Annotated in this window: 21 protein-coding genes and 1 tRNA gene; 15 read left to right on the forward strand and 7 right to left on the reverse strand. The window is 71.5% G+C overall.

Annotated features, from left to right (window positions below):
* Positions 1-13 precede the first annotated feature (13 nt).
* The 3 genes from ACN260_RS00535 (at position 14) to ACN260_RS00545 (ending at position 3178) form a co-directional block, all read left to right on the forward strand.
* Positions 14-1093 carry a helix-turn-helix domain-containing protein gene (locus ACN260_RS00535; protein ID WP_421489910.1) on the forward strand — a complete coding sequence of 360 codons (1080 nt, stop codon included), beginning with the start codon at positions 14-16 and terminating at the stop codon, positions 1091-1093.
* 225 nt (positions 1094-1318) lie between these two features.
* Positions 1319-2056 (forward strand): hypothetical protein, encoded by a 738-nt coding sequence (locus ACN260_RS00540; RefSeq protein ID WP_421489911.1) that lies wholly within the window; start codon positions 1319-1321, stop codon positions 2054-2056.
* A 750-nt stretch (positions 2057-2806) separates the two neighbouring features.
* Positions 2807-3178 (forward strand): hypothetical protein, encoded by a 372-nt coding sequence (locus ACN260_RS00545; RefSeq protein ID WP_421489912.1) that lies wholly within the window; start codon positions 2807-2809, stop codon positions 3176-3178.
* A 776-nt stretch (positions 3179-3954) separates the two neighbouring features.
* Here ACN260_RS00545 and ACN260_RS00550 read toward each other — a convergent pair.
* Positions 3955-4257 (reverse strand): DUF7677 family protein, encoded by a 303-nt coding sequence (locus ACN260_RS00550; protein ID WP_422754267.1) that lies wholly within the window; start codon positions 4255-4257, stop codon positions 3955-3957.
* Positions 4258-4879: 622 nt separating this feature from the next.
* Between ACN260_RS00550 and ACN260_RS00555 the strand changes: the two genes are divergently transcribed.
* From ACN260_RS00555 to ACN260_RS00570, 4 genes are all read left to right on the forward strand, one after another.
* On the forward strand, positions 4880-5266 hold the full coding sequence (locus ACN260_RS00555) for a hypothetical protein (protein WP_421489914.1): 387 nt from the start codon (positions 4880-4882) through the stop codon (positions 5264-5266).
* Between the two features lie 585 nt (positions 5267-5851).
* Entirely contained in the window at positions 5852-7402 is a 1551-nt protein-coding gene (locus ACN260_RS00560) for a replication initiator (RefSeq protein WP_422754268.1), read from the forward strand.
* Positions 7399-7596 (forward strand): excisionase family DNA-binding protein, encoded by a 198-nt coding sequence (locus tag ACN260_RS00565; protein WP_204927039.1) that lies wholly within the window; start codon positions 7399-7401, stop codon positions 7594-7596. The genes ACN260_RS00560 and ACN260_RS00565 overlap by 4 nt, the downstream gene beginning before the upstream one ends.
* Entirely contained in the window at positions 7596-8813 is a 1218-nt protein-coding gene (locus ACN260_RS00570) for a tyrosine-type recombinase/integrase (RefSeq protein WP_422754269.1), read from the forward strand. Before ACN260_RS00565 ends, ACN260_RS00570 begins: the two co-directional genes overlap by 1 nt.
* Before the next feature lie 75 nt (positions 8814-8888).
* Here the strand turns inward: ACN260_RS00570 and ACN260_RS00575 are convergent.
* Both ACN260_RS00575 and ACN260_RS00580 read right to left on the reverse strand, forming a co-directional pair.
* A tRNA-Pro gene (locus ACN260_RS00575) sits at positions 8889-8962 on the reverse strand.
* Between the two features lie 263 nt (positions 8963-9225).
* Positions 9226-10119 carry a metallophosphoesterase gene (locus tag ACN260_RS00580; RefSeq protein ID WP_422754270.1) on the reverse strand — a complete coding sequence of 298 codons (894 nt, stop codon included), beginning with the start codon at positions 10117-10119 and terminating at the stop codon, positions 9226-9228.
* Between the two features lie 25 nt (positions 10120-10144).
* Here ACN260_RS00580 and ACN260_RS00585 point away from each other — a divergent pair, with 25 nt between their 5' ends.
* Complete coding sequence (locus ACN260_RS00585) at positions 10145-10600, forward strand: GatB/YqeY domain-containing protein (RefSeq protein WP_088643824.1); 456 nt, start codon at positions 10145-10147, stop codon at positions 10598-10600.
* Positions 10601-10695: 95 nt separating this feature from the next.
* Here ACN260_RS00585 and ACN260_RS00590 read toward each other — a convergent pair whose 3' ends face one another.
* The gene (locus ACN260_RS00590; RefSeq protein ID WP_422754271.1) at positions 10696-13128 is read right to left on the reverse strand and encodes a penicillin-binding protein; all 2433 of its coding nucleotides are present in this window, start codon (positions 13126-13128) and stop codon (positions 10696-10698) included.
* Between the two features lie 402 nt (positions 13129-13530).
* Between ACN260_RS00590 and ACN260_RS00595 the strand changes: the two genes are divergently transcribed.
* Entirely contained in the window at positions 13531-13851 is a 321-nt protein-coding gene (locus ACN260_RS00595; protein WP_145922143.1) for a WhiB family transcriptional regulator, read from the forward strand.
* A gap of 70 nt (positions 13852-13921) precedes the next feature.
* On the opposite strand, the gene ACN260_RS00600 is transcribed toward ACN260_RS00595, so the two are convergent.
* From ACN260_RS00600 to ACN260_RS00610, 3 genes are read right to left on the reverse strand one after another with little or no spacing between them, the layout of a single operon-like run.
* The gene (locus ACN260_RS00600; RefSeq protein ID WP_422754272.1) at positions 13922-15067 is read right to left on the reverse strand and encodes an ArsA family ATPase; all 1146 of its coding nucleotides are present in this window, start codon (positions 15065-15067) and stop codon (positions 13922-13924) included.
* Between the two features lie 54 nt (positions 15068-15121).
* Positions 15122-16099, reverse strand: coding sequence for an ArsA-related P-loop ATPase (locus tag ACN260_RS00605; protein ID WP_422754273.1), 978 nt, complete (start codon positions 16097-16099; stop codon positions 15122-15124).
* A gap of 26 nt (positions 16100-16125) precedes the next feature.
* Entirely contained in the window at positions 16126-16731 is a 606-nt protein-coding gene (locus tag ACN260_RS00610; RefSeq protein ID WP_422754274.1) for a hypothetical protein, read from the reverse strand.
* 327 nt (positions 16732-17058) lie between these two features.
* On the opposite strand from ACN260_RS00610, the gene ACN260_RS00615 reads away from it, so the two are divergent.
* The 6 genes from ACN260_RS00615 to ACN260_RS00640 all read left to right on the forward strand — a co-directional run bounded on the left by ACN260_RS00615 (position 17059) and on the right by ACN260_RS00640 (position 23396).
* Positions 17059-17541 (forward strand): hypothetical protein, encoded by a 483-nt coding sequence (locus ACN260_RS00615; protein ID WP_422754275.1) that lies wholly within the window; start codon positions 17059-17061, stop codon positions 17539-17541.
* 45 nt (positions 17542-17586) lie between these two features.
* Complete coding sequence (locus tag ACN260_RS00620; protein ID WP_088643831.1) at positions 17587-17742, forward strand: DUF4177 domain-containing protein; 156 nt, start codon at positions 17587-17589, stop codon at positions 17740-17742.
* A 12-nt stretch (positions 17743-17754) separates the two neighbouring features.
* The gene (locus ACN260_RS00625; protein WP_422754276.1) at positions 17755-18216 is read left to right on the forward strand and encodes a RidA family protein; all 462 of its coding nucleotides are present in this window, start codon (positions 17755-17757) and stop codon (positions 18214-18216) included.
* A 123-nt stretch (positions 18217-18339) separates the two neighbouring features.
* Entirely contained in the window at positions 18340-19140 is an 801-nt protein-coding gene (locus tag ACN260_RS00630; RefSeq protein ID WP_422754277.1) for an MBL fold metallo-hydrolase, read from the forward strand.
* The gene (locus tag ACN260_RS00635; protein ID WP_422754278.1) at positions 19137-22712 is read left to right on the forward strand and encodes an adenylate/guanylate cyclase domain-containing protein; all 3576 of its coding nucleotides are present in this window, start codon (positions 19137-19139) and stop codon (positions 22710-22712) included. Before ACN260_RS00630 ends, ACN260_RS00635 begins: the two co-directional genes overlap by 4 nt.
* Positions 22713-22877: 165 nt before the next feature.
* Positions 22878-23396, forward strand: coding sequence for a hypothetical protein (locus ACN260_RS00640; protein WP_422754279.1), 519 nt, complete (start codon positions 22878-22880; stop codon positions 23394-23396).
* Positions 23397-23416: the final 20 nt, after the last annotated feature.

Raw genomic sequence — 23416 nt, forward strand, 5'->3', positions numbered from 1 at the left:
CACGGGGGCTCCGATGGATGACCTCGGCGCACAACTGAGGCAGGCTCGTACTGAGGCAGGCGTGACGCTGGCCTCCATCGCGGCCCGTACCAGCTATTCGGCTTCGCACCTGAGCAACGTCGAGTCGGGACGCCGGACCGCGACGCCGGACATCGTGCTCGCCTACGCGCGGGCGTTGGGAGACCCGGACGTGAGACGCAGGCACCTTCTCCAAGCCGCCACCATCGGCCCGATCGCCGCCAACGAGCTGATCCGATCCGGCTTCACCGCAGCCCTCGCCGGCCGACGGGACAGTGAAGACCGCTGGCGCGACCGGGTCGAGCAGTACGGTCGCGACTACATGGAGATCGGCGCGGACAGCCTTCAGAACAGGCTTGCCAGTGACCTCGTCGTCCTGCAACAGCAGCTCGACTCCCCGACGATGTGGGCGACCACCGCCCGCGCACTCACCACCTACGGCAAGACCACCAAGGACCCGACCGAGGCGATCGGCTGGTACGACACCGCCCGGATCGCCGCCGATCGCTCCGGCGACCTCGCCGTCCGGGTCTGGGTACGTGGCAGGGCCGCCATCGCCCTGGCCTACGAAGGCGCGGCCCTACCCGTCGCCAAGCGGTACGCCGACGAGGCCATCGCCCTGTCCGACCGTCCGTCGCTGGGACGCCTCCAGGCGCTGATGGCCCGCGCACACGTCGCCGCCGGACGAGGCGACATCGGCGGAGCCATCACGGCCGACGAGGACGCACGACGGATCTTCGACCAGACCGCCTCTCCAGACGGGGAGATCTCCGACGCCGCCGTGCCCGCCTGGCGCATGGCCACCTTCCGGTCGATGCTCTACGCCCGACTCGGCATGGTCGGTCCCGGCGAGCAGGCCCAGACCGACGCCGACCGGCTCCGGCCGCCAGCGTTGACCCGGTTCGCCACCCACATCGAGCTGCACCGAGCCCTCATGATGGCCAAGTCCGGGGACCGTTCCGGGGGACTTGCGTATGCCCGACGAGCCTGGGCGACGCTGCCAGCAGACCGCCGCTCGCAAACCCTCGGACTGGTGCTGCAAGAAGTGGAGAGAGCGGCACGCAAGCCAGTCTGACCCCCGCTGGGGCGGGCCGGACACAGCTCGTCAGCTTGTGCCGAAGGTCGCCAACCAGTGCGGTCGAGCAACTGACGCTAGGCGTTCTCTGCTGGCCCGTACCCGTCCAGATCAGGAGATTATGCTGCCTGATCGCTGCCTTTAGGCTCGCCGTGGTCGTCGGTGTCCTGGTGGCTGGTCGGTTGTTCGCGGGGCGCGTTGCTGACCACGGCTAGGGTCGGCGGCATGGACGCCGTCCGGCGCTATCTGAAAACTCCCGCCAGTTCCGCCATCGGCATGCTTGCCGCCGCCGTCGCGTTCGGCGGGGCGACGGTCGGCCTCTTTGTGCTTGCCGAGCACGTTCGTTACCACGGGTATCTCGGCCGACTGGTGGCCGTGATCGGATTCTATTTCGCGGGTGGCGGTGCGCTGATCGTCACGCTGCTTCTGCTAGTGGCCGGGCTGGGGCCGAACCTGACCGCGAAGCTGTTCTTCGTACCCAACAGAATGCTCACCCCCGAAGCGGTCCGCGACCTGAAGGTGAAGGAGGCAGCGCCCGGCACGGTCCCGATTACACCAAGGCAGGGCGTGCTACGAGTCATTCCGGTAAAGCCCGAGTGGTGGCTCGACGAAGACGCCTCTACCCACGACGCCGCGCCGGTCGTCGCCGTCGAGGGCATCGAGTATCGGTTGCCTGGGTGGGATCCGTACGATGTCGCGGTCCCGGCCGGCGCCGTCGATGTCGTGGCCTGGGTGCCGCGTCGTAACGGAAGTCCGGGGCGACGAGTCCGTAATTCCATCCCAGTGCCCGAAGGGCGTGTCGGTGCCCTGGTATTCCGACCGTCATCGCTACCGGAACTCCCCGGCACGGTGGAGCCGCTGAACAGCGAGTTGAGGGGAACTCTTTCGCTGTTCCGGCTCGCGCTGGCAGCTGCGGCGCTCATCGCGTTCGTCTATACGGCATGGCGGCTGACCAGCGGCTAAACCACAGCACTCTCGGTGTCGGAGCCCTCGGCCGGGATCGAGCCGGCGACATCTCGCTTACAAGTTCTGGGCGCTACGTCCGGTAACGTCCGCGCACGTCTCTGACGTCGGGCTCTGATCCGCAGCCCTCCGCCACTGGCCCCCGTCGTCCGGCTCTGTTGCTGTCGACAGCAACAGAGCTTGATCTGTTCGTTGATAGCTCGGGTGACCACCAGCTATGGGAGCGGCCAACGAACCTTGATCAAGCCACGCCAGCCGCAGTTGCCCCGGATGGTCGTCATGTCCGGGTCGGTGGCCCACCACCCTGCCGCGAAGTCGGGTACCGATCGCCGGCAACGGGCGGCCATGTGGCCACGTTGCAATGTCGAATAAGGCCATGGCATCCGGCACCTCATCGAGTTCGACGAAAACCCCGAACACAGCCTCGGCGACCACCACACCGTTTGCCACGGTACCCAAAGGATGTCTCCCCATGACCTCAGGCAATGCGGAACAGGCGGCCGCTTTCCTGGCCTCGTACCAGCCCGCTGGATTGATCAATGCCACACGAGCATCCTGCCCGCTATCTCCGTCCTACCACTTGCCCCCCCCAGGCAACATTGAGGCGGCGTTGACCTGCCGAATGTCGTGCTCTAAGTTGGCCCGTCGGTCCGCCGCCGTCCACCGATGTCCGGTCTGGTGCACGTCAGTTAGTCCCTCACAGCCGAAGGCTGCGAACGGTGCGCGGTGGGATCTGCGAGACTTAAAGCTGTGCGGGACACAGAACCAACGGCCGATGAGAGCACCTTCTTCGGGGAACTCGCCAGGCACATACCGGATGTCCAGGACTGGTACCACCAGGACGATGGCGGCACCTTGTGGATGACCGCGTCGTACGACTTTGTCCAGGGCAACCAGATCTACCAGACCCTACGGCTTGACTACGACGGCAAGTGCCTGCGTGGAGGCTGGAGCCCTTCCTGTCTCAACTGGGACGACGGCGTGCGAGCCGACGAGGCCATGGTCGACACTGCGGGTCCCGACGGGCTGCGGCTCGGTTCTGTTGACCCAATAACCGATGCCGCTGCGGCGGTAGCGTGGTTCCGGCGGCATCTCGATCACTGGCAGGCGCAACCACGCTGAGACGCCACGCGCGGCACCATCAGCTTGGGAATCGTGTTGATCTGCACAATGGGTGACTGCGTCACCAGGGATACCGCTACCGAGCGTCGGGCAGCGGTCAGCTCAGGTGCCGGCGCTGCCCTGTATTGACCCCTGCATCGGGCCCGGATCGGGCACGTTCCGACGGGTAGCGCTGGCAAATTGACTCATGCATCATCACCGTCATGACGGAGCACGATCTTGCCGCAACCTGGCGTCGCATCATCCGAGGGGACAGCAAGTCATGGGTAGCATTTGCCCACGGCACGTGTGTCGTGCTACCGGACCCCGGACCCACTGCGGAACTCGCCGCCCAGGCCGTGGACATCCTTCGCGAGTTTGGGCCCGTCTACGCAGGCTCACCTGCCGGCGACTTCAGTACGGTGATCCTGGATCCCGGTCCAGGATGGTTGGTCTACGGCCACCACCCGGATGTGCTGACCTACGTAGGCGCGGACGAGGTCTCAGACAGTAGCGGTGTGGCCGTCGGCTTGTACGGGCGCCGCAAGCGGGACACTGACGGCCACGAACTACACGTCGTTCACGTTGAGGACAAGCGACATCGGTAGTAAGGGCTCGTACGCTCCACCCGTCAGGCTGGCCGCCCCCTTCCGTGTGAAGGAATGATCACCGTCGCCTGACCTGCTGTTTGATGAGCCTACGAGCTGCGCGAACGACCCCCGACCATCCGTGGTTGTCCCTCAGCCTTCACCTCGGTAGTCACCTGGTTAGACACACCCTGATACTTGCGTTTCCTTCTACACCAGTTCGGTTTCCCAATCTTCGAATGGCGGATCGATGATGTAGTTCGGGTCGCAGTACCGGCGCACATATTGAGCTGCCCGGTACATGGCTTCTCCTGCGTTGGTAACGCTGCCGTCAGGCTGCACGTCGAGCACGTTTGTGAAGATCGCGAAAGCTTGCTCGAGTGGCGACCCGAACTGCACGAGGGCTGACCTGTAGTCGATACCGTCGAGAAGCTCGACATCGAGGGTGCCGTCGGCGATATAGAACGCGAAGTACCGACAGGCCGACCGCACGTCCTCGGGGAGTTGGCTCACGCTGGGCATCTTGGCAGACCCGCTGACGCCCCGATACGCCTTCACCACCGCGACCATCCCGTCTGCCGTCGACCCGCACTCCTGTGGGAGCGGGCCGCCGCCCGGCCCGCCATGTCAAGACGGCCTTGACGGCTCGTCCGGACGCTGGCGGGTCGGGCGGTGGTCTGCTCGGCTCGCCCGGGTCGACGGCAGACGGAATGGCTCCCCACCGCCACCACTCACGGACCGCAAGCCGCCGACGGACCCCCGGCCATCCCGGAGCCGGAGCGCCCCCGCCGGAGGCGCAGTAACCGCAACCCCGCCACCGACCCGGCAGCCGCCGACGGACCCGGCGTGCGCTCCCCTACGCCGCGCGGTGCTCGCCGCGCGGCCCGGCCGGCTGCCGGCCCCACAACCCCACCGGAAACGGCCTGTCGTCATCCGGCGGCCCACCGGGCTACCCGCCCTCCGAGCCAGCCCGCCGGGCGTGTTGCGTGGCCGGAGTCGGAGCGCCAGCGGAGCGACGGACGCGCGCCCAGGCGGCGGCGCGTGCGGCCCGTCAAGGGCCGCCTTGATAGATGTACAGAAAGTCCTCCCACGCGGGCTGGCAGCCCTGGCAGCCCTGCTGTCGTAGCCTCCCGGGGTGAACATCTACGAGGATCCGCCGCTGGTGTCACACGGTCTGGCGGATGAGGTGCTTACTGCTGCTCTTGATGGCAGGGACCAAGCGGTTTCGCCGAATTCGGTGTTGGTGGGGTTGGCGCTCCACGACGACGACCGCCTGTTCGTCGAGCGATGGTGCTACCGGATCGCGCAGGATTGCGCTGACCTATGGCTCGTCGCCACGGCGTCGCTTTGCCTGGGTCACCTCGCCCGACGCTTCGGGTATTTGGAGCCCGCGTCAGTCGTGCTCGTCCGCGAGCTTGCCGAGCGGACGGACCTCGACGGCCGGGTCTTCTCCGCTCTGGAAGACGTGACGTTCTTCCTTGAGGAGTTGCCCAACCGGAGGAAGGCGGAACAGGGCAACTAGGCCGAACGTCAAGCATGTCCTGGGACCGAACCGTCAAGCATGGGGTGGGACCAGACAGGGCGGCATCCGGTTCGAGCGCCTTCGACGCGGGATTCACGGCGGGTTGACGTGTCGGTACCCGGTGCTACTCTGGCCCTCGTCGAGCACACCAGCGCGGCCTTCCCGCCGGATCGCTGAACTCGACTTCGGAGTTGCCGAGCGGCCTTCCTGCCGCTGACGCGGGTCACGTCCCGCCGGCCCTCGATCGCCCCAGCCACTGCGCCGACCCGAAATCCGCTGAGCGGCCCAGCACGGCCTTCGCGCCGTCCACGATGGCCCTCGGATTCGCGCACCTCGACGGGTGGGGATCGCCTGCGGCAACCCACCGGAGGCCGACGACCAGGCACCCCACCCGTCCCGGCATCACCCAAGATCCAGAAACCCAGCTCAACGGCGGTCCAAGGCCGATGGCCAACCCCCGCCCTCCGGCGTGAGCCGCCCTTTCCGGCGGTGCCAGGAGACACCACGAACACCACCGACGGACACCGCTCCGGCGTCCGGTGGCAGTTCGTCGCCCGTCCCCTGCCACCCCTTGAGGAGAGAACCGTGTCCACCCTCACCGCCGGCCGTGACGCCCAGGCCCTGCACCGCGCCGCCGCCCCGGACTACTTCGGCTGGCTGGAGCACACCCGCGCCGCCGGAGGCTGCACCCGCCCGATCCGCCTGACCGGCACCCTCACCGCCGTAGAACCCGACACCGGCCGGGTCCTGGCCGAGCGGCACACCGACGAGATGCCCGACCGGACGCTCTACAAGGCGTGCGGCAACCGCCGTGCCGCCCAGTGCCCCGACTGCGCCTGGGTCTACGCCGGTGACGCCTTCCAGGTCGTCCGCTCCGGCCTGACCGGCGGCAAGACCGTCCCCGCCACCGTCAGCGCACATCCGGTCGTCTTCGCCACCTTCACCGCGCCATCCTTCGGCCCGGTGCACCACCGGCACATCCCCCGACACACCTGCGCCACCCGGCGGCGTTGCGACTGCCGCCCGGCACCCTGCCGCGCCCGGAGCACCGCCGGCACCTGCCCGCACGGGCGGCCCGCAGCCTGCTTCACCCGCCATGACGCCGACGATCCGCAGCTCGGTCGACCGCTCTGCCTGGACTGCTACGACCACGACCACCAGGCCGTCTGGAACCACTTCTCGGGCGAGCTGTGGCGGCGCACGAAACAGGCGATCGAACGCCATCTCGCCGCAGTGTGCCGCCGACGCGGCATCCCCCACGTCCAGGTCGTCACCGACTCTGGCCGAATCCGGCGGGTGCCTCCGGTGCGGGTGTCCCACGGGAAGGTCGCCGAGATGCAGCGCCGGGGCGCGGTGCACTTCCACGTCCTGCTGCGCCTCGACGGCGTCGACCCGCACGACCGGCACGCCCTGGTGCCGCCGCCGGCCGGGATCACCGTCGACGACCTCGACGCCGCCGTCCACGCCGCCACCCGACAGATCACCGTCACCACCACGCCGCACCCCGACCGCCCGCAGGGCTGGCCGATCGCCTGGGGTGAGCAGATCGACGTACGCCGCATCGGCACCAGCGACGGCGACGTGACCGACGCCAAGGTGGCCGCCTACCTCGCCAAGTACGCCACCAAGTCCACCGAGGTCACCGGCCACCGCTCCACCCGACTCACCCCCGACGCCTACGCCGACCCGGAAGGCGACCACCTCGCCCGGCTCATCGACGCCTGCTGGCGACTCGGCCGCCCCATCCACCACCACACCACCCGGACAGCCGGGAAGACAGAAGACCGTCAAGGCGACCTTGACACCACACCGAACCCCTACGCCGGGCTGCGCCGCTGGGCGCACATGCTCGGCTACGGCGGCCACTTCCTCACCAAGGCCCGCCGCTACTCGGTCACCTTCGGCCTGCTCCGCGACTCCCGCGCCGCCTACCGCCGCACCGAGCACACCGACACCGCCGACAGCGACAACGCCGCCGGCACGGTCACCGTCGGCACGTTGGCCTTCGTCGGTTCCGGCTGGCTGACCGACGGCGACGCCCTGCTCGCCAACACTGCCGCCGCCCAACGTCGGGAACGCCAACGCGTCGGTCGGGAGGAAATCGCCCACCAGGCGTGGTCGGGGGTGGCGGCGTGACCCGACCCCTCACCCCGCGCTGGTATTCGCCGGCCGAGGTCGCCGTGCTGCTCGGCTTCGGCCTGTCCAAGGTCAAGATGAAGATCGCCACCGGCGAGCTGCGCTCCATCAAGGACGGCAAGTACCGGCGCGTCCTGCCCGAGTGGGTCGACGAGTACGTCCGCGAGCAGGTCCAGCGGCAGGAGGCCGCCTGATGCCCGCCCGCACCCGCGCCAACGGCGAAGGCTCGATCTTCCCGTACCGCAACGGCTTCGCCGCGTACGTCTGGGTCACCAAGCCCGACGGCAAGCGGACCCGCAAGTATGTCTACGGCCCGACCCGGGAGGTCGTCCACGACAAGTGGATCAAGCTGCACCAGCAGGCCAAGGCCGGGCCGGTCGCCACCCGCGTGCCGACCCTCGGCGACTACCTGACCTACTGGCACCGGGAGGTCGTGCGCCCCAACCTCGCGCCGCTGACCTGCGCCACCTACGAGACGATCCTCCGGTTGTACGTGATCCCCGGCCTCGGTGGGAAGCGGCTCGACCGGCTCCAGGTGCGCGACGTGCAGACCTGGATCAACGAGGTGGCCCGCGCCTGCCAGTGCTGCGCCCAGGGCAAGGACGCCCGCCGCCCGGAACTCAGGCGGCGCTGCTGCGCGCTCGGCCGCTGCTGCGGTGACGTGCCGTCCGCCCGCACGGTCAAGGACGTCCGGGGTGTGCTGCGCTCGGCGCTCAACCACGCCGCCACCGAGGAACTGGTCACCCGTAACGCCGCCGCCCTGGTCAAGCTCCCACCGGTCCGCCGCCGCCGGGGCCGGGCGTGGACCAGCGACGAGGCGCGTCGCTTCCTGGAGTCCGCGCGGGCCGACCGCGATCCGCTCTACGCCGCGTACGTGCTGATCCTGGTCCTCGGCCTGCGCAAGGGTGAGGTGCTCGGCCTCACCGGGGACGCCGTGGACCTGGCGGCGGGGGAGTTGTCGATCGGCTGGCAGTTGCAGCGGGTCGGCGGCCAACTGCTGCACCGGGAGACCAAGACGCAGACCTCGGACGCCACCCTCCCGCTGCCGGACATCTGCGCGGCGGCACTCGACCTCCGCCAGCAGGCGAGGAAGGCCGACCGCGACGAGGCGGGCATCGCCTGGCAGGGCTCGCCGCTGTTGTTCACCACCCGCTACGGAACGCCCGTCGAGCCGCGCAACTTCAACCGGTCCTGGGACGCCCGCTGCGCCCGCGCCGGAGTTCGGAGGATCACCGTGCACGACGCCCGGCGTACCTGCGCCACCCTGCTCGTCGACCTGGACGTGCACCCGCGCGTCATCATGCAGGTGCTCCGGCACGCCGAGGTGTCCGTCACGATGGAGATCTATTCGCAGGCGTCCTCGGACGCCACCCGCGACGCCCTCAAGCGCCTGGGCGAGAGCCTGCGCTGACTGCTGCTGTACTCCACTGCTGTACAGAAGCACTAGAGGGCACATCCATGGATCGGATGTGCCCTCTGACCTCTGTCGGGGTGGCCGGATTCGAACCGACGACCTCTTCGTCCCGAACGAAGCGCGCTACCAAGCTGCGCCACACCCCGAGGCGTGCGGTGAAATAGTAGCCCACCCGCTCCGCCGATCAAACTCGGTACCCCCCGGCTCCGGCCGCTCGGGGCCGGGGGTGTCTCTGATGGCCCTCCGTCGCCCGGTTCCGCGCTGCTGCCGACCGGGGCACCCCACCCGCTGCATGATCAGATTGCGATTTCGCGCAGTGTTGACGGCGTGTCGTCTGCATTTCGGCAATCTGATCATGGAGTGGGCGAGAAGGCGTAGCGGTGGAGCGGTGGGGGCGGCAGAGCAGGGGTCAGCGGGGGGTGAGGGTGAGGATGCTGGCCTCGGGTGGGCAGGCGAAGCGGACCGGGGCGGTGGGGTGGGTGCCGAGGCCCGCCGAGACGTGCAGCCAGGAGTCGGAGCCGGGCCAGCGGTGCAGGCCCTTCGCCATCGCCCTGGGCAGCCCGCAGTTGGTCACTAGCGCGCCGTAGCCGGGTACGCAGACCTGACCGCCGTGGGTGTGCCCGGCCAGCAGCAGGCCGAAGCCGTCGGCGGCCATCTGGTCGAGCAGGGCCGGTTCCGGGGCGTGGGCGAGCGCGATGGACAGGTCGGCGGCGGGGGTGACCGGGCCGGCGACGGCCGGGTAGTCGTCCTGCCCGATGTGCGGGTCGTCCACGCCGACCAGCTCGACGAGGCGGCCACCGGCCTTGAGCGAGGTACGCGCGTTGTTGAGGTCCGCCCAGCCGGCCCCGGTGAGGACGTCCCGCAGTTCCTCGTACGGCAGGGCGGCGCCCTCGGTGTACTCGCGGTTCGGCAGGAAGTAGGTGAACGGGTTCTTCCAGACCGGCCCGGTGTAGTCGTTGGAGCCGAAGACGAACGCGCCCGGATAGTCGAGCAGGGGTTGCAGGGCGCGCAGCACCCCGGGCACCGCGTCGGGGTGGGCCATGTTGTCCCCGGTGACCACCACCAGGTCCGGGTCGAGGGCGGCCAGCGACGCCACCCACTGCTGCTTGCGCCGCTGGTCGGGCATCATGTGCAGGTCCGACAGGTGCAGCACGCGCAGCGGCTCGGCGTCGGCCGGCAGCACCGGCACGTCGTACCGGCGCAGGGTGAACATGTTGCGTTCGACGAGGGACGCGTACGCCAGGGTGGCCGCCCCGGCGGCGACGGTCCCGGCGGCGAGGCCGAATAGTGTGCGCTTTCGCATGCCGACCAGGGTAGTTTGACCGTCCATGAGCACGCTGAAGGACCGCCTGACCGCAGACATGCGCGCCGCCCTCAAGGCGCGCGACGAGCTGACCACCTCCACGTTGCGGATGGCGCTGGCCGCCGTCGGTAACGCCGAGGTCGCCGGCAAGGCCAAGCGCGAGCTCTCCGACGACGAGGTGCTCGCGGTGCTGACCAAGGAGGCAAAGAAGCGCCGGGAGGCGGCTGCCGCGTTCGCCGACGCCGGCCGTGCCGAGCAGGCCGACAAGGAGACCGCCGAGGGTGCGGTGCTGGACCGCTACCTGCCCAAGCAGCTCTCGGAGCAGGAGCTGACGGAGCTGGTGTCGGGGGCGCTGGCCGCGGGCGGCTTCACCGAGAAGTCCCAGATGGGCCCGGCGATGAAGGCGGCCCAGGCCGCGGTGGCCGGCCGGGCCGAGGGTGGTCGCGTCGCCGCCGAGGTACGCCGACAGCTCGGCCTCTGACCCACGCCGCGCTGGTCGGTCCGCCCACCGGTACGTCGGACACGCGACGGGCGGGCACCCCGTGTGGGGTGCCCGCCCGTCGTCGTCGGTACGGGTCAGTTGTTGCCTGGTGGTCGGCCCCCCGGCCCGCCGGGCCCGCCTGGCGTGTTGCCGCCCTGGTTCGGGGTGCTGCCGCCACCGCTGCTCACCTCGATGGTGACCACGCCGCCCTTGATGGTGCGGCCGTTGGGGCTGGTGCCGGCGACGGTGCCGGCCGGGCACTCCGAGGCGATCTTGTTGTCGGAGACGACGACGGAGAAGCCGGCCTCCTTGAGCTTGCCCCGGGCACCGTCCACCGACTGGCACTTCACGTTCGGGATGGAACGCTGGTCACCGTTGATGATCTTGCCATTGGGTGGGGTGAACTCGATGCCGGGCTTGCCCTTCATGGCGTCCCGCAGAGTCTGGTAGACCGCCGGGTTGATGCCGGTCGGCGTGTCGTGACCCATCTGCTGGTTGGTCTGCGCCCAGTCCGGGTCGGCCATGATGCCGGCCACCGCGAACTGCTTGGTCATCACCACCAGCGAGGAGGTCTTCTCGCTGTCGGTGGTGCCGGACTTGCCGGCCACCGGCTTGCCGACGATGCCCCGGACGTTGCGGGCGGTCGCCCCGGAGCACTTGGAGACCGACGACCGGTCACCGACCGGGCAGCGGGCCGCGTCCACGGCGGCCCGGGCCACCTCGGTCGAGATCCGCTGCTCACAACGCGGGTTGGCGACGTCGAGCTTGTTGCCCTCCGGGTCCTTGATCTGCTGCACCGGGATCGGCTCGCAGTACTTCCCGTCGGCCGCCAGGGTGGCGTAGGCGTTGGCCAGCTCCAGCGGGGTGGTCTGGGAGACACCCAGGGTGAACGCGCCCCACTGGTTGGCGCCGCCCTCCTTGGTGGCCCGGCGGGCGTCGTCGCTGCTGCGGAAGGTGATGCCGAGCTTCTGCGCCGCCTTGATCACGTTCTCCGCGCCGACCTGCTGCTCCAGCGGGACGAAGTAGGTGTTGACCGAGCTGCCGAAGGCGGTCCACATGTTGTGCACGCCGGCCATGCTCGCCGAGGCGTTCTTGGGGCAGTAGAAGTGCGTCCCCGGGCAGGCGGCGGGCGAGTTCTGCTCGACGATGTACTCCGACTTGAAGACCGGCGGCGAGTTGATCTGGTAGGCGAGCGGGATGCCCTTCTCCAGCGCGGCCACCATGGTGAACATCTTGAACGTCGAGCCGGCCTGGTAGCCGGTGATGCCCTGGCCGCCGCTGAGCAGCGGGTTCACCGTGTTGGGGTAGTTGCCGCGGATCTTCTTCTTGGCCTTCTTGGGGTCGCTGGAGAGCTTGTTCTGCGGCTTCTTCGGGTCATCGATCTTGAAGTTCCGGTTGACCGACAGCGCGCGTACCCGACCGGTGCCCGGCTCGATCGCGGCGACCATCCGGGCGGCCTTGCTGTTCACCCCGAGGTTGCGGCGGACGGCCCGGTCGGCACCGTTCTGCGCCTGCACGTCGAGCGTGGTGGTGATGGTGTAGCCACCGCTCTTGAGCCGCCGCTCCCGGTCGTACGTGGTGGAGCCGAAGGTCTCCTGCGAGAGCCACCAGCGGTAGAAGTAGTCGCAGAAGAAGCCCCAGTCCTTCTGGTTGGTGGCGACGCAGCCGTTCGGGGTGCGCTTGTCCTTCACCACCAGCTTGGTCGCCTTGGCGGCGTCGGCCTCCTGCTGGGTGATGGCCTTCGTCTTGACCATGTTGTCGATGACGTAGTTACGCCGGTCGAGCGCGAGCGGGTAGCCGCTGCGGGTGGTCGGATCGTTGGTGGTCGGCGCCTTGACCATGCCGGCCAGCAGCGCCGCCTCCTCGATCTTGAGGTTCTTGGGGGACTTGCCGAAGTACACCTGGCTGGCGGCGAAGATGCCGTACGCGCCGTTGCCGAAGGAGGCGAGGTTCAGGTAGCGGGTGAGGATCTCGTCCTTCGAGAACTCCTTGTCGACCTGGAGGGCCAGCCGCATCTCGCGGATCTTGCGGGAGCTGGTGTCCTCGGTCGCGGCGACCACGTCGGCCGGGTGGGTGGCCGAGTAGGCGATGGCCAGCCGGACGTACTGCATGGTCAGGGTGGACGCACCCTGCTGCGAGTTGGTGCCGGACTGGTTGTTGACGAAGGCCCGCGCCACGCCGTTGATGTCCACGCCGTTGTGCTTGTAGAAGTCGTGGTCCTCGGCGGCGATGATCGCCTTCTGCATGTACGGGGAGATGTCCGCGAGCTTCACGTCGCGCCGGTTCTCGTCGTACATGGTCGCCAGCGGGGTCTTGCCGTCGTTGGCGAGCAGGTAGCTGATCTGTGGCGCGCGGGCCACCGTCAGCTCCTTGGGCAGCGCTCCGAAGGTCTCGGCGCCGGCCTTGGCCGCCAGGCCGGACATCGCCACCGCGGGGAAGGCCGCCGCTGCCACCACCACACCGGCCAGCAGGCCGCAGATCAGTAGCGATGCGGCGTTGGTGAAGACATTGTGGTCACGTTTCCGCATCCAGGTCACCTCGACAGGGTACGCGAGTAGGGAACGAGGGGCGCCGGGGCGTTCTTTCCCCATTTCCTGCGCGCGCCGACCTCGTTGTGCTAAACGCACGACCCCCGCTGCGAGGTTGCGGGTGACCGCGTCGAGTCTCCACCGATCGGTGGAGCCCGCGCAGCGTTTTCACGTACTCCGAGGGGGTAAGCGGCGATCGAAGGCCCGGGAAGCCGGGACTGTCCGTAATGTTGGATTTCGCCGACAACGTTGCGTAATCATGCGACTACAGAGCATGATGGTGGCGGCGACAAGAGCCACACGTCGTCCGTGCCTCCTTGGGGAAGGAACGGGCCGGACGACCGGGGGGAACGACGGCTGGTCGCACGAGTCGGTTGGTACTGCAAGGGGGGACGTGTACAGATGGGGATGATCACTGACTGGCCGTCGCTGGCGGCGTGTCAGAACGGGGACCCGGACGCGTTGTTCGTACAGGGTGCCGAGCAGAACGTCGCGAAGCGGATCTGCCGAAGCTGCCCGGTGCGGTACGAGTGCCTGGCCGACGCGCTCGACAACCGCATCGAGTTCGGCGTGTGGGGCGGCATGACCGAACGGGAACGCCGCGCCCTGCTGCGCCGGCACCCGCAGGTGGCGAGCTGGCGCAAGATGTTCGAGGCGGCGATGAAGAAGAACGCCAAGGACCGCAGCGGCAAGGACAAGATCCTGGTCACCACCGCCGGTTGAGGCCCGACCGTGGTCCGACCGGACTGCGGTCCGCCCGGTGCGGGCCCGGCCAGGTGGACCGGCCCGCAGGTCAGGGGTGGCTGATGGCCGCGCCGATCGTCCGCAGCCCGTCGACGTCGTGCACGTCGGCGGGCTGCGCGGTCACCGACACCGTCGGCACCGCCGGGAACGCCTCGGTGAACCGCCGGGCCACCTGCTGCTCACGGGCCGCCTGCTGCGCCAGCGCGGCGTGCGCCCGCAGCACGTCGACCGTCGCGTCGTGCCCGCCCAGCTCGACCAGCCGGTCGGCCGCCGCCCGGCTCGTCGCCGGGTCCAGGTCGACCGCCGGCCGGTGCACCCGGTTGAGCACCAGCCCGGCCAGCGGCATCCGTTCCGCGCCCAACCGCCCGGCGAAGTAGGCCGCCTCCCGGACCGCGTCCGGCTCAGGTGTCGCCACCAGCAGGAACGCCGTCTCGCTGGCCTGGAGAATGCGGTACGTCTGCTCGGCCCGCTGCCGGAACCCGCCGAACATCGAGTCGAGGGCCGCCACGAAGCCGGAGAGGTCGGTCAGCAGCTGCGCCCCGAGCACCTTCTGCACCACCCTGGAGAACATCCCGAAGCTGGCGGTGACGAAACTGAACATGCTCCGCCCCCCGCTGCGGGCCGGGGCGAGCAGCAGCCGCAGCATCCGGCCGTCGAGGAAGCGGGACAGCCGGGCCGGGGCGTCGAGGAAGTCCAGCGCCGAGCGGGACGGCGGGGTGTCCACCACGATCAGGTCCCACTCGCCCCGGGCGTGCAACTGGCCGAGCTTCTCCATCGCCATGTACTCCTGCGTGCCGGCGAAGGTGGAACTCATGGCCTGGTAGAACGGGTTGGCGAAGATCTCCGCCGCCTTCGCCGGGTCGGTGTGCTGGAGCACCACGTCGTCGAAGGTGCGCTTCATGTCCAGCATCATGGCGTGCAGCTCACCGCCGCCCTCGACGTCGATCCCCTTGACCCGGCGGGGGGTGTTGTCCAGCTCGGTCAGGCCGAGCGACTGGGCCAGCCGGCGGGCCGGGTCGATGGTGAGCACCACCGTGCGCCGGCCGTGCCGCTCGGCCGCCCGCAGCGCCAGCGCCGCCGCGGTGGTCGTCTTGCCCACCCCGCCGGCGCCACAGCAGACCACGATGCGCACGCCGGGGTCGGCGAGGATCTGGTCGACGTCCAGCACGGGCGCCGCGTCTTCGGAAGGCACCAATCGAGCGTATCGGGCCGGTGGGGTCCGTGCGCCCGGGCCGACGTGAGGTGTGCGTCAATCCGCCCGACGGAGGATCTCGGCGAACGCCGCCAGGCCGACCGAATCCACCCCGTCGGGCAGCAACGGCAGCTCGGTCACCGGCCGCCCCAGCTCCACCAGGTCGGTCCGCAGCGAATCCTCCAGCTCCCGCCGTATCCGCTGGTCCCGCGCCTCGCCGGCCAGCCCGGCCACGGTCGCCTGATCGGTCGGCAGGCCGGCGGCGGCCAGCCCGCGTCGCAGCTCCGCCCGGGTGGCCTCCCGGCCGGTGGTCGACGGCGGGCGGGCCGCGTTGACGATCACCCGGCCCACCGGGAAGCCGAGCTGGGTCAGCTCGGCGATCGCGTCCACCGTCTCCTGGACCGGCATCTCCTCCAGCAGCGTCACCACGTGCACCGCGGTCATCGGGGAGCGCAGCAGCGCCGACACCCCGTCGCTCTGGGTCTTGATCGGGCCGACCTTCGCCAGCCGGGCGGTCTCGGCGGTGACGTTGAGGAAACGACCGATCCGGCCGGTCGGCGGGGCGTCCAGCACCACCGCGTCGTACACCCGGCGCTGGCCGGCGGTGCGGGTGGTGGCCTCCTTGACCTTGCCGGTGAGCAGCACGTCCCGCAGGCCAGGGGCGATGGTGGTGGCGAAGTCGATCGCGCCGAGCTTGCGCAGCGCCCGACCGGCCGCGCCGAGCTTGTAGAACATGTCGAGGTACTCCAGCAACGCCTCCTCGGCGTCCACCGCGAGGGCGCGCACCTCGCCGCCGCCGGGGGCGTCGACGAGGTGCCGCTCGGCGTACGGGAAGGGTTCGACCCCGAAGAGCTGGGCGATGCCCTGCCGGCCCTCCACCTCGACCAGCAGGGTGCGGTGGCCGCCGGTGGCCAGGGCGAGTGCCAGCGCCGCCGCCACGCTCGTCTTGCCCGTGCCGCCCTTGCCGGTCACCACGTGCAGGCGGGACGGCCATCCGGTACCGGCCGGGTCGGCCGGCCGCTCAGCTGCTCGCACCGGTCGAGCCTATCCACCCCGCGCGGTCAGCCGACCTCGCAGACCCACCAACCCGTCTTCCGTACGACGGTGAACCGCAGCGGCTGCTCGGCGATCTTCTCGTCGGCGGTGGTCATGGTGAGGGTGGTGGAGACGGTGGCCCGATCACCGTTCTGGCTGTCGACTGTCGGGCTGGACCAGCGGAACCGCGGGTTGATGTAGGTGGTGGCGTACCGCTGCACCTCGGCCACCTTCGCGTTGATCTTCTGCGGGTCGCGCGATTCCGCGCAGACGAAGTTGGCCGCCCTGCCGGCGTCGCGTTCCTGGTAGACGGCGGTGAGGAAGCCGTCCACCGCCACCGTCGGCTCCTTGGCCCCCTCACCGCCCTCGGAGTCGCGCAGGGTCAGGAAGGCGAGCGTCCCACCGCCGCCGCAGAGCACGACCGCCGCCGCCAGCGCGAGCCAGGCGACCAGCGGGCCGCGCCGCCGCGCCGGGGTCGCCGCCCGGTATCCGGGATGCCCCGTCGACGGCGGCCCGCCGACACCGGACGGGGGGAGGCCGGGAGCGGTCGTACCGCCCGGGTCTGGTGGGTCCTGCCGTGGCGGTGGCCCGCCTGGCGATCCGCTCGCGCCACCGAACGGTGGATGGGTCATGTGGTCCCCCGGGGGATGGGGCGCCGTCGCCGCCCCTGGCGACGACGCGGGTACGGGCGCGGCGGGCGACCCCTGATCGCCCGTCCGAGGCGCAAGGGTAACGGTCGATGGGCGGCGCGTGGCGGACCGCTCACGACCTGCGGTGGGTCGCGATCGCTTTCCGGACCAGGCGAGTGTCACATATGTGACTTTGAGTGATCGAACGTGCGCGTCCCGTTGTCCCTTCCCGGGGTGGGGTCCTACGTTCGTCCGGGTGTGGGGGAGCGGATCGGGTCGGCGCCCGGTCCGGACGGCGGTCATTCATGGTACGAGGCCGGAGGAAGGTACATGCGCGACGCGGAGAACATCGCCCGAGCCCACTTCTCAGCACCGGGGGACCGGGGGAGGCGGGGCGGTTCGGCCGGCGACGCGGACCCCCCGGGCGTGGGGCTGCCGATGAACGAGCGCTCCTACCGGCGCTGCGCCGAGCCCACCGAGGTGCTGCGGATGCTCGGCCGCGGTGAGCGCGGCCGGGACGACGAGGAGCCCGGCTACGTCATCCACCTGCCGATCCGGGTGGCCGACCTGGCGGCGGCGACCGCGCTGGCCGGCACCGTGGCCACCTCCCTGGGTTTCCTCGTCGAACTCGACGCCGGCGAGACCACCGTCTCCACCGCCGACGACCAGAACAACAGGCACCGGGTCTTCTGCGACCTGCTGCTGCCCGACCGGTCCCGCTGCCCCCAGCCGTACGACCACACCGGGCAGTGCGGCGAACTGCCCACCGCCCCCGAGCAGCGTCCCGCGCCCCGGCCGTCACCCGGACCGTAGGCTGTCGGCGACACAGTCCACGCCAGGCAAGGGAGCCTTCCACCGATGCAGAAGTGGGAATACGCCACGGTCCCGCTGCTGGTCCACGCGACCAAGCAGATCCTCGACAACTGGGGCGAGGACGGCTGGGAACTCGTCGCCGTGATCCCCGGCCCGAACCCGGACCAGTTGGTCGCGTACCTCAAGCGTCCCAAGGGCTGAAGGGGTCCGACGATGAGCAACGGACCCCACGCCAAGCTGGCCGAACTCGGCCTGGCCCTGCCCGACGTGGTGCCGCCGGTGGCCAGCTATGTGCCGGCCGTGCAGTCCGGTCAGCACGTCTACGTCTCCGGTCAGCTGCCGGTGGCCGAGGGGAAGCTGCTCGCCACCGGCCAGGTCGGCGCGGGTGTCTCGCCCGAGCAGGCCAAGGACCTCGCCGAACGGTGCGCGCTGAACGCCCTCGCCGCCGTCGACTCCCTGGTCGGCCTGGAGAACATCGTCAAGATCGTGAAGCTGACCGGCTTCGTGGCCTCGGCGCCGGGCTTCCACGGCCAGCCGGGTGTGATCAACGGGGCCTCGGACCTGCTCGGCGCGGTCTTCGGGGAGGCCGGCCGGCACGCCCGCTCGGCCGTCGGGGTGGCCGAGCTGCCGCTGGACGCCCCGGTCGAGATCGAGTTGATCGTCGAGGTGGCCTGACCGCACCGCCACTCCCCGCGAGGTGACCCGACCGGTCGGTCGAAAGCCGTGAAGGACCACAAACCAGTGGGCCGGTTCGGCAAGATCGCGGGGAGTGGCGCACAGGGTCGTACGATCGCAGCCATGACCGGGCATGTGACGGCACCGCCGGCCGCACCGGCCGACCGGCTGCCGCAGTGGGTGACGTTGCTGCGCGCCCCCAACCCGGGGCCGATGACCCTGGAGGGCACCAACACCTGGCTGCTGCGCGCCCCCGACGCGGCACGGGCGGTCGTCGTCGACCCCGGCCCGGCCGACGAGGGGCACCTGGCCGCCGTGGCCGCGTCCGGCCCGGTCGGGCTCGTGCTGATCACCCACGGGCACCCCGACCACACCGAGGGCGCCCCCCGGCTGAGCGACCTGCTCGGCGGGGTCCCCGTGCTCGCCGTCGACGCGGCGCACACCGTCGGCGGGGACCCGCTGACCGGGACGGCCGGGCAGCTCGACGGGTACGGGCTGGACATCGACCTGGTCGCCACCCCCGGGCACACCGCCGACTCGGTCTGCCTGCTGGTGTCGTACGGCACCGAGCGGGTGGTGCTGACCGGGGACACCATCCTCGGCCGGGGCACCACCGTCGTCGCCCACCCCGACGGCCACCTCGGCGACTACCTCACCAGCCTGGAGCGGCTGTCGGCGTACCAGGGGATTCCGGCGCTGCCCGGCCACGGCCCGGCGCTCGCCGACTGCGGCGCGGCGGCCGACTTCTACCTCGCCCACCGCCGGGCCCGGCTCGACCAGGTCCGGGCCGCCGTCGACGCGGGCGCGCGCACCGCACCCGAGGTGGTGGCCACCGTCTACGCGGACGTGGACCGGTCGCTGTGGTGGGCCGCCGAGTGGTCCGTCCGCGCCCAACTGGAGTACCTGGGAGTGGAGCAGCCGTGACCTGCCCGGTGTGCGGCACGCTCGCCGTCCCGGGCGCGCGGTTCTGCCACAACTGCGGGGCGGCGCTGCCGGCCGCCGCCGGCCTGCCGACCGCCGAACGCCGGGTCGTCACCGTGCTCTTCGGCGACCTGTCCGAGTTCACCTCCTGGTCGGAGGACCTCGACCCGGAACGCGTCGGCGCGGTCACCGACCGGGTGCTCGCCGCGCTCGCCGGCGCGGTGAAGACGTTCGGCGGGCACGTCGACAAGCTCACCGGCGACGGCATCATGGCGGTCTTCGGCGCACCCGTGGCCCACGAGGACGACGCCGAACGGGCCGTCCGGGCCGCCCTGTCGATGCAGCGGGCCGTGCGCCGGGTGCTCGACGACGAACGTGGCGGCGGCGCACCGCTCGGCCTGCGGGTCGGGCTGAACACCGGCGACGTGATCGCCGGCATCCAGGCCGCCATCGAGTACACGGTCATCGGGGACACGGTGAACACCGCCGCCCGGCTGGCCGACGCCGCCGCCGTCGGCGCGATCTACGCCGGTGCCCGTACCTCGTCGGCCACCCGGCACGTCGCCTCCTGGCGGGTGCTGCGCCCGCTGCGGCTCAAGGGCAAGCGCGAGCCGGTCGAGGCGTACGAGCTGCTGGGTCTGCTCGACGCCCCGGGCACCCGGTCGGGGCTCGGCGACGAGGCGCCCTTCGTGGGGCGGGAGACCGAGATCGGCCGGGTCGCCAGCCGGCTCGCCGAGGTGATCGACCGGGGCGAACCCCGGGTGCTGCTGATGACCGCCGAGGCGGGGATCGGCAAGTCCCGGTTCGCCGCCGAGGTGGAACGCCTCGCCGCCGGCTACGACGTCGGCGCTGGCCGGTACGCCGCCCACAGCGGGGCCCGGGTGCTCTCGGTACGCTGCGCCGCCTTCGGCGAGCGACGTCGGCTGGCCCCGCTGGCCGACCTGGTCCGGGCCGCCGTCGGCCTGCCCAGCGACACCTCCACCGCGTTGACCCGACCGGCCGTGGAGGAACGGCTGCGCCGGCTCGCCCAGCGGCTCGGCCGGCTGCGCGCCGACGCGCCACCGCTCGCCGGTGACCAGCTCCTGGCCCTGCTCGGGTACGCGGAACTGCCCGCCGGCAGCCCCGGCGACCAGGGCGGGTGGGGGGCCACCCCGCCGGCCGCCGACGCCGAGGCGGTGCCGGTCGCGGTGGCCGGGCTGCTCAGCGCCCTGGCCGCCGAGGCACCGCTGGTGATCGTGGTCGACGACCTGCACGACGCCACCGGCGAGACGATCGCCGCTCTCGGCGCGACGCTGTCCCGGCTCACCGGTCCGGTGCTGGTGATGCTGCTGGGCCGCCCGGAGCTGGTCCGTACCGCCGGGGCGTTGACCTGGATCGCCGACGCCGAGGTGCAACCGTTGCCGCCGCTGCGCGGCGCGGACGCCTCCCGCCTGCTCACCAGCTATCTCAACGGCGGCAGGCTGCCCCAGGCCGACGCCGACCGGCTGCTCGCCACCGCCCAGGGCAACGCCTTCTACCTGGCCGAACTGGTCACCCTGCTGCGGGAACGGGGGGCGTTGACCGCCGGCCCCGACGGCGACTGGCGGCTGGTGCCCGGGTCGCTGGGCAGCCGGCTGCTCTCCCGGGACCTCGCCGCCGTGCTCGCCGCCCGCATCGACGCGCTCCCGCCGGAGGCCCGGTCGGTGCTGCGGGACGCCGCCGTGGTCGGCGACGTGGTGCCCACCGGTGCGTTGGAGGCGCTGCGTGAGCAGCGGTCCGGGCAGGCCGGCCGGCCCGGCGCGGTGGCCGCCGTCGAGCTGGAACGGGCCGTGGAGGAGCTGCTGCAACGCCGGATGCTGCACCGCACCCGCAGCGGTTTCGCATTCGCCACCCCGCTGATGCGGGAGGCCGCCTACGCCGGGGTGAGCAAGGCCGAACTCGCCGAACGGCACGCCGCGCTGGCCCGCTGGGCGACCGGCGTCCCCGGCGCGTCGGTCACCCCGCCGGGCGGGTTCACCGACACGGCCCGCGACGACTTCGTGGCCGAGCAGGTCGAGCGGGCCGCCGTCCTCGCCGACGCGGTGAAGCTCCGCCCGGACTCGCCGGCCCGGACGGTCGCCGGGCTCGGGGTGGCCGCGCTGGGCCGGGCCGCCCGCCGGGCGTTGCAGGCCGGCGAGCCGGCGCTGGCCGTCGAGTACACCGAACGCGCCGCCGACCTGGCCCGCGACGGGCTGCCCCCCGCCGACCGGGTGGTGCACGCGCGGGCGCTGCTCCAGGTGGGCCGGGTCGGTGACGCGCTCGCCTTCGCCGAGAAGATCGCCGCCAACGCCGGCGACGACGCCGGCACCCGGGCCAGTGCCCTGCTGCTCGCCGGTCAGGCCCAGCAGACCCAGGGCGACCAGGCCCGCGCGGTGGCCTGCTGGCAGGAGGCGTTGCAGGTGGCCACCGCCGGGGAGGTCACCAACCTGCGGGCCTCGGCGATGCGCCGGCTCGGGATGGCCGACTTCGTCGCCGGCCGGCTCGGGCAGGCGAGCAGCCGGCTCGCCGCCTCCTACCAGATCAGCCTCGCCGCGAAGGACCTGCGCGGGCAGGCGTGGGCGTTGCAGAACCTCGCCTGGGTCACCACCACCCGGGGGGACTTCGCCGGCACCGACGCGGTGCTCGGCCGGGCCGCCCGGCTCTTCGCCGAGCTGAAGGACCCGTACGGGCGGGCCTGGCTGCGCGGCACCACCGCCTTCGCCCGGCTGCTGGCCGGCCGGCTGGGGGAGGCCTGCCGGCTGGCCGGGATCTTCCTGCCGTTCGGGGAACGGGTCGGCGAGGCGTGGGCGGTGGGCACGCTGCGCGCGGTCGAGGCGTTCGCCGGGGCGGAGATGGGCGAGGTCGCCGAGGCGGACCGGTCGGCCCGTCGGGCGTACCGGGACTTCGCCGCCGTCTCCGACGACTGGGGGCGCGGGTTCGCGCTGGTCGTCCGGGGGGTGGTGGCGCGCGGGCTGGGCGAGCCGGAGCACGCCGCCGACCTGTTCACCGACGCCCTCGCGTACGCCGGGCGGACCTCGCACCCGCTGCTGACCGGGATGGCCGGCACGTTGCGCGGCTTCGTGGCGCTGGACATGGGCGACTGCGAGACCGCCGAGCGGGACGCCCGTGCGGTGCTGACCGCCGTCGAACCGCACAACCCGCAGGCCCCGGCGCAGGCCGCCCCCCGGGTGCTGCTCGCCACCGCCCGGCTCGCCGCCGGTGACCCGGCCACCGCGGTCGGGTTGCTCGCCCCGGTGGCGACGACCGCCGCGAAGACGCCGACCCTGCTGTTCTCCCGCCGGCAGACCCTCGCCCGGTACGCTTCCGCGCTGCTCGCCCACGGCCAGCCGGAGCAGGCGCTGGACTGGGCCCGGCGGGCGGTCGCCGCCCCGGCGGAGGATGTCCGCAGTCAGGTGATCGGCGCGGAGGTGCTGGCCGAGGCGTTGGCGGCGTGCGGTCGCCCGGCCGAGGCGTCGGCCAGCGCGCAGGAGGCGGTGCGGCTGGCGTACGCCACCGAGCAACGCAGCGAACGGGCCAGCGCCGACGCCCTGGCGGCCCGGCTGGCCGGCGGGGTCTGACCGGGGCGGTCGGCGGGTGCCGGCGGTGGCCCGCCGACCCGCGGTCGTCGGCGGACGTCAGGTCTGTCGGTTCCGGGGATGTGCGCCTGTCGGCCGGGACGGTTAGCGTGTCACTTCACGCGACCGCCCCTCGGTGCCGGTCGCGCCGTCGGGGTGGGGGGCAGGATGAGGTTGCCGCGTTCGGGCGCCGGTTGGACGATCGCGGTCTTCGGGGTGCTGGCGGTGCTGCTCGGCGCGCTCGGGCTGGTGTGGCCGGAGGCGCAGCTGCGGATGCTCGGCTTCGAGGTGCCGGCGACCCGGGCACCCGGCGACTACACCGGCACCTTCCTCACCGCGTCCTCGATGGCCGCGTTCAACATGGGCGTCTACTACCTGTTGGCGGTGGCGACCGAGTGGCGGGCGTTCTACCGGTTCACGGTGGTCTTCCGGCTGGTCACCTTCACCGTCTTCACGCTGACCGTGCTGGCCGACGTGGCGCCGGACCGGTTCATCGGGGTGGCGTTGTGGGAGGGTGCCGGCGCGGTGGCGACGGCGCTCGGCCTGCGCTTCGACGCCCGTCGTTCCGCAGGTGGGGGCGGTAGCGCTCCCAACTCGACACCGTCCCAGGTCAGCGGCGTGTCCGGGGGTACGACGAGCCGGTCGGCCGCCGCCGGTCCGGCCGCCGCCGCCGGTACGGACCGCTGAGCGCCCCGGCGGAACGGGTA

The organism is Micromonospora sp. WMMD708 (genome assembly GCF_049315245.1).
In the GTDB taxonomy this organism is placed as follows: domain Bacteria; phylum Actinomycetota; class Actinomycetes; order Mycobacteriales; family Micromonosporaceae; genus Micromonospora; species Micromonospora wenchangensis.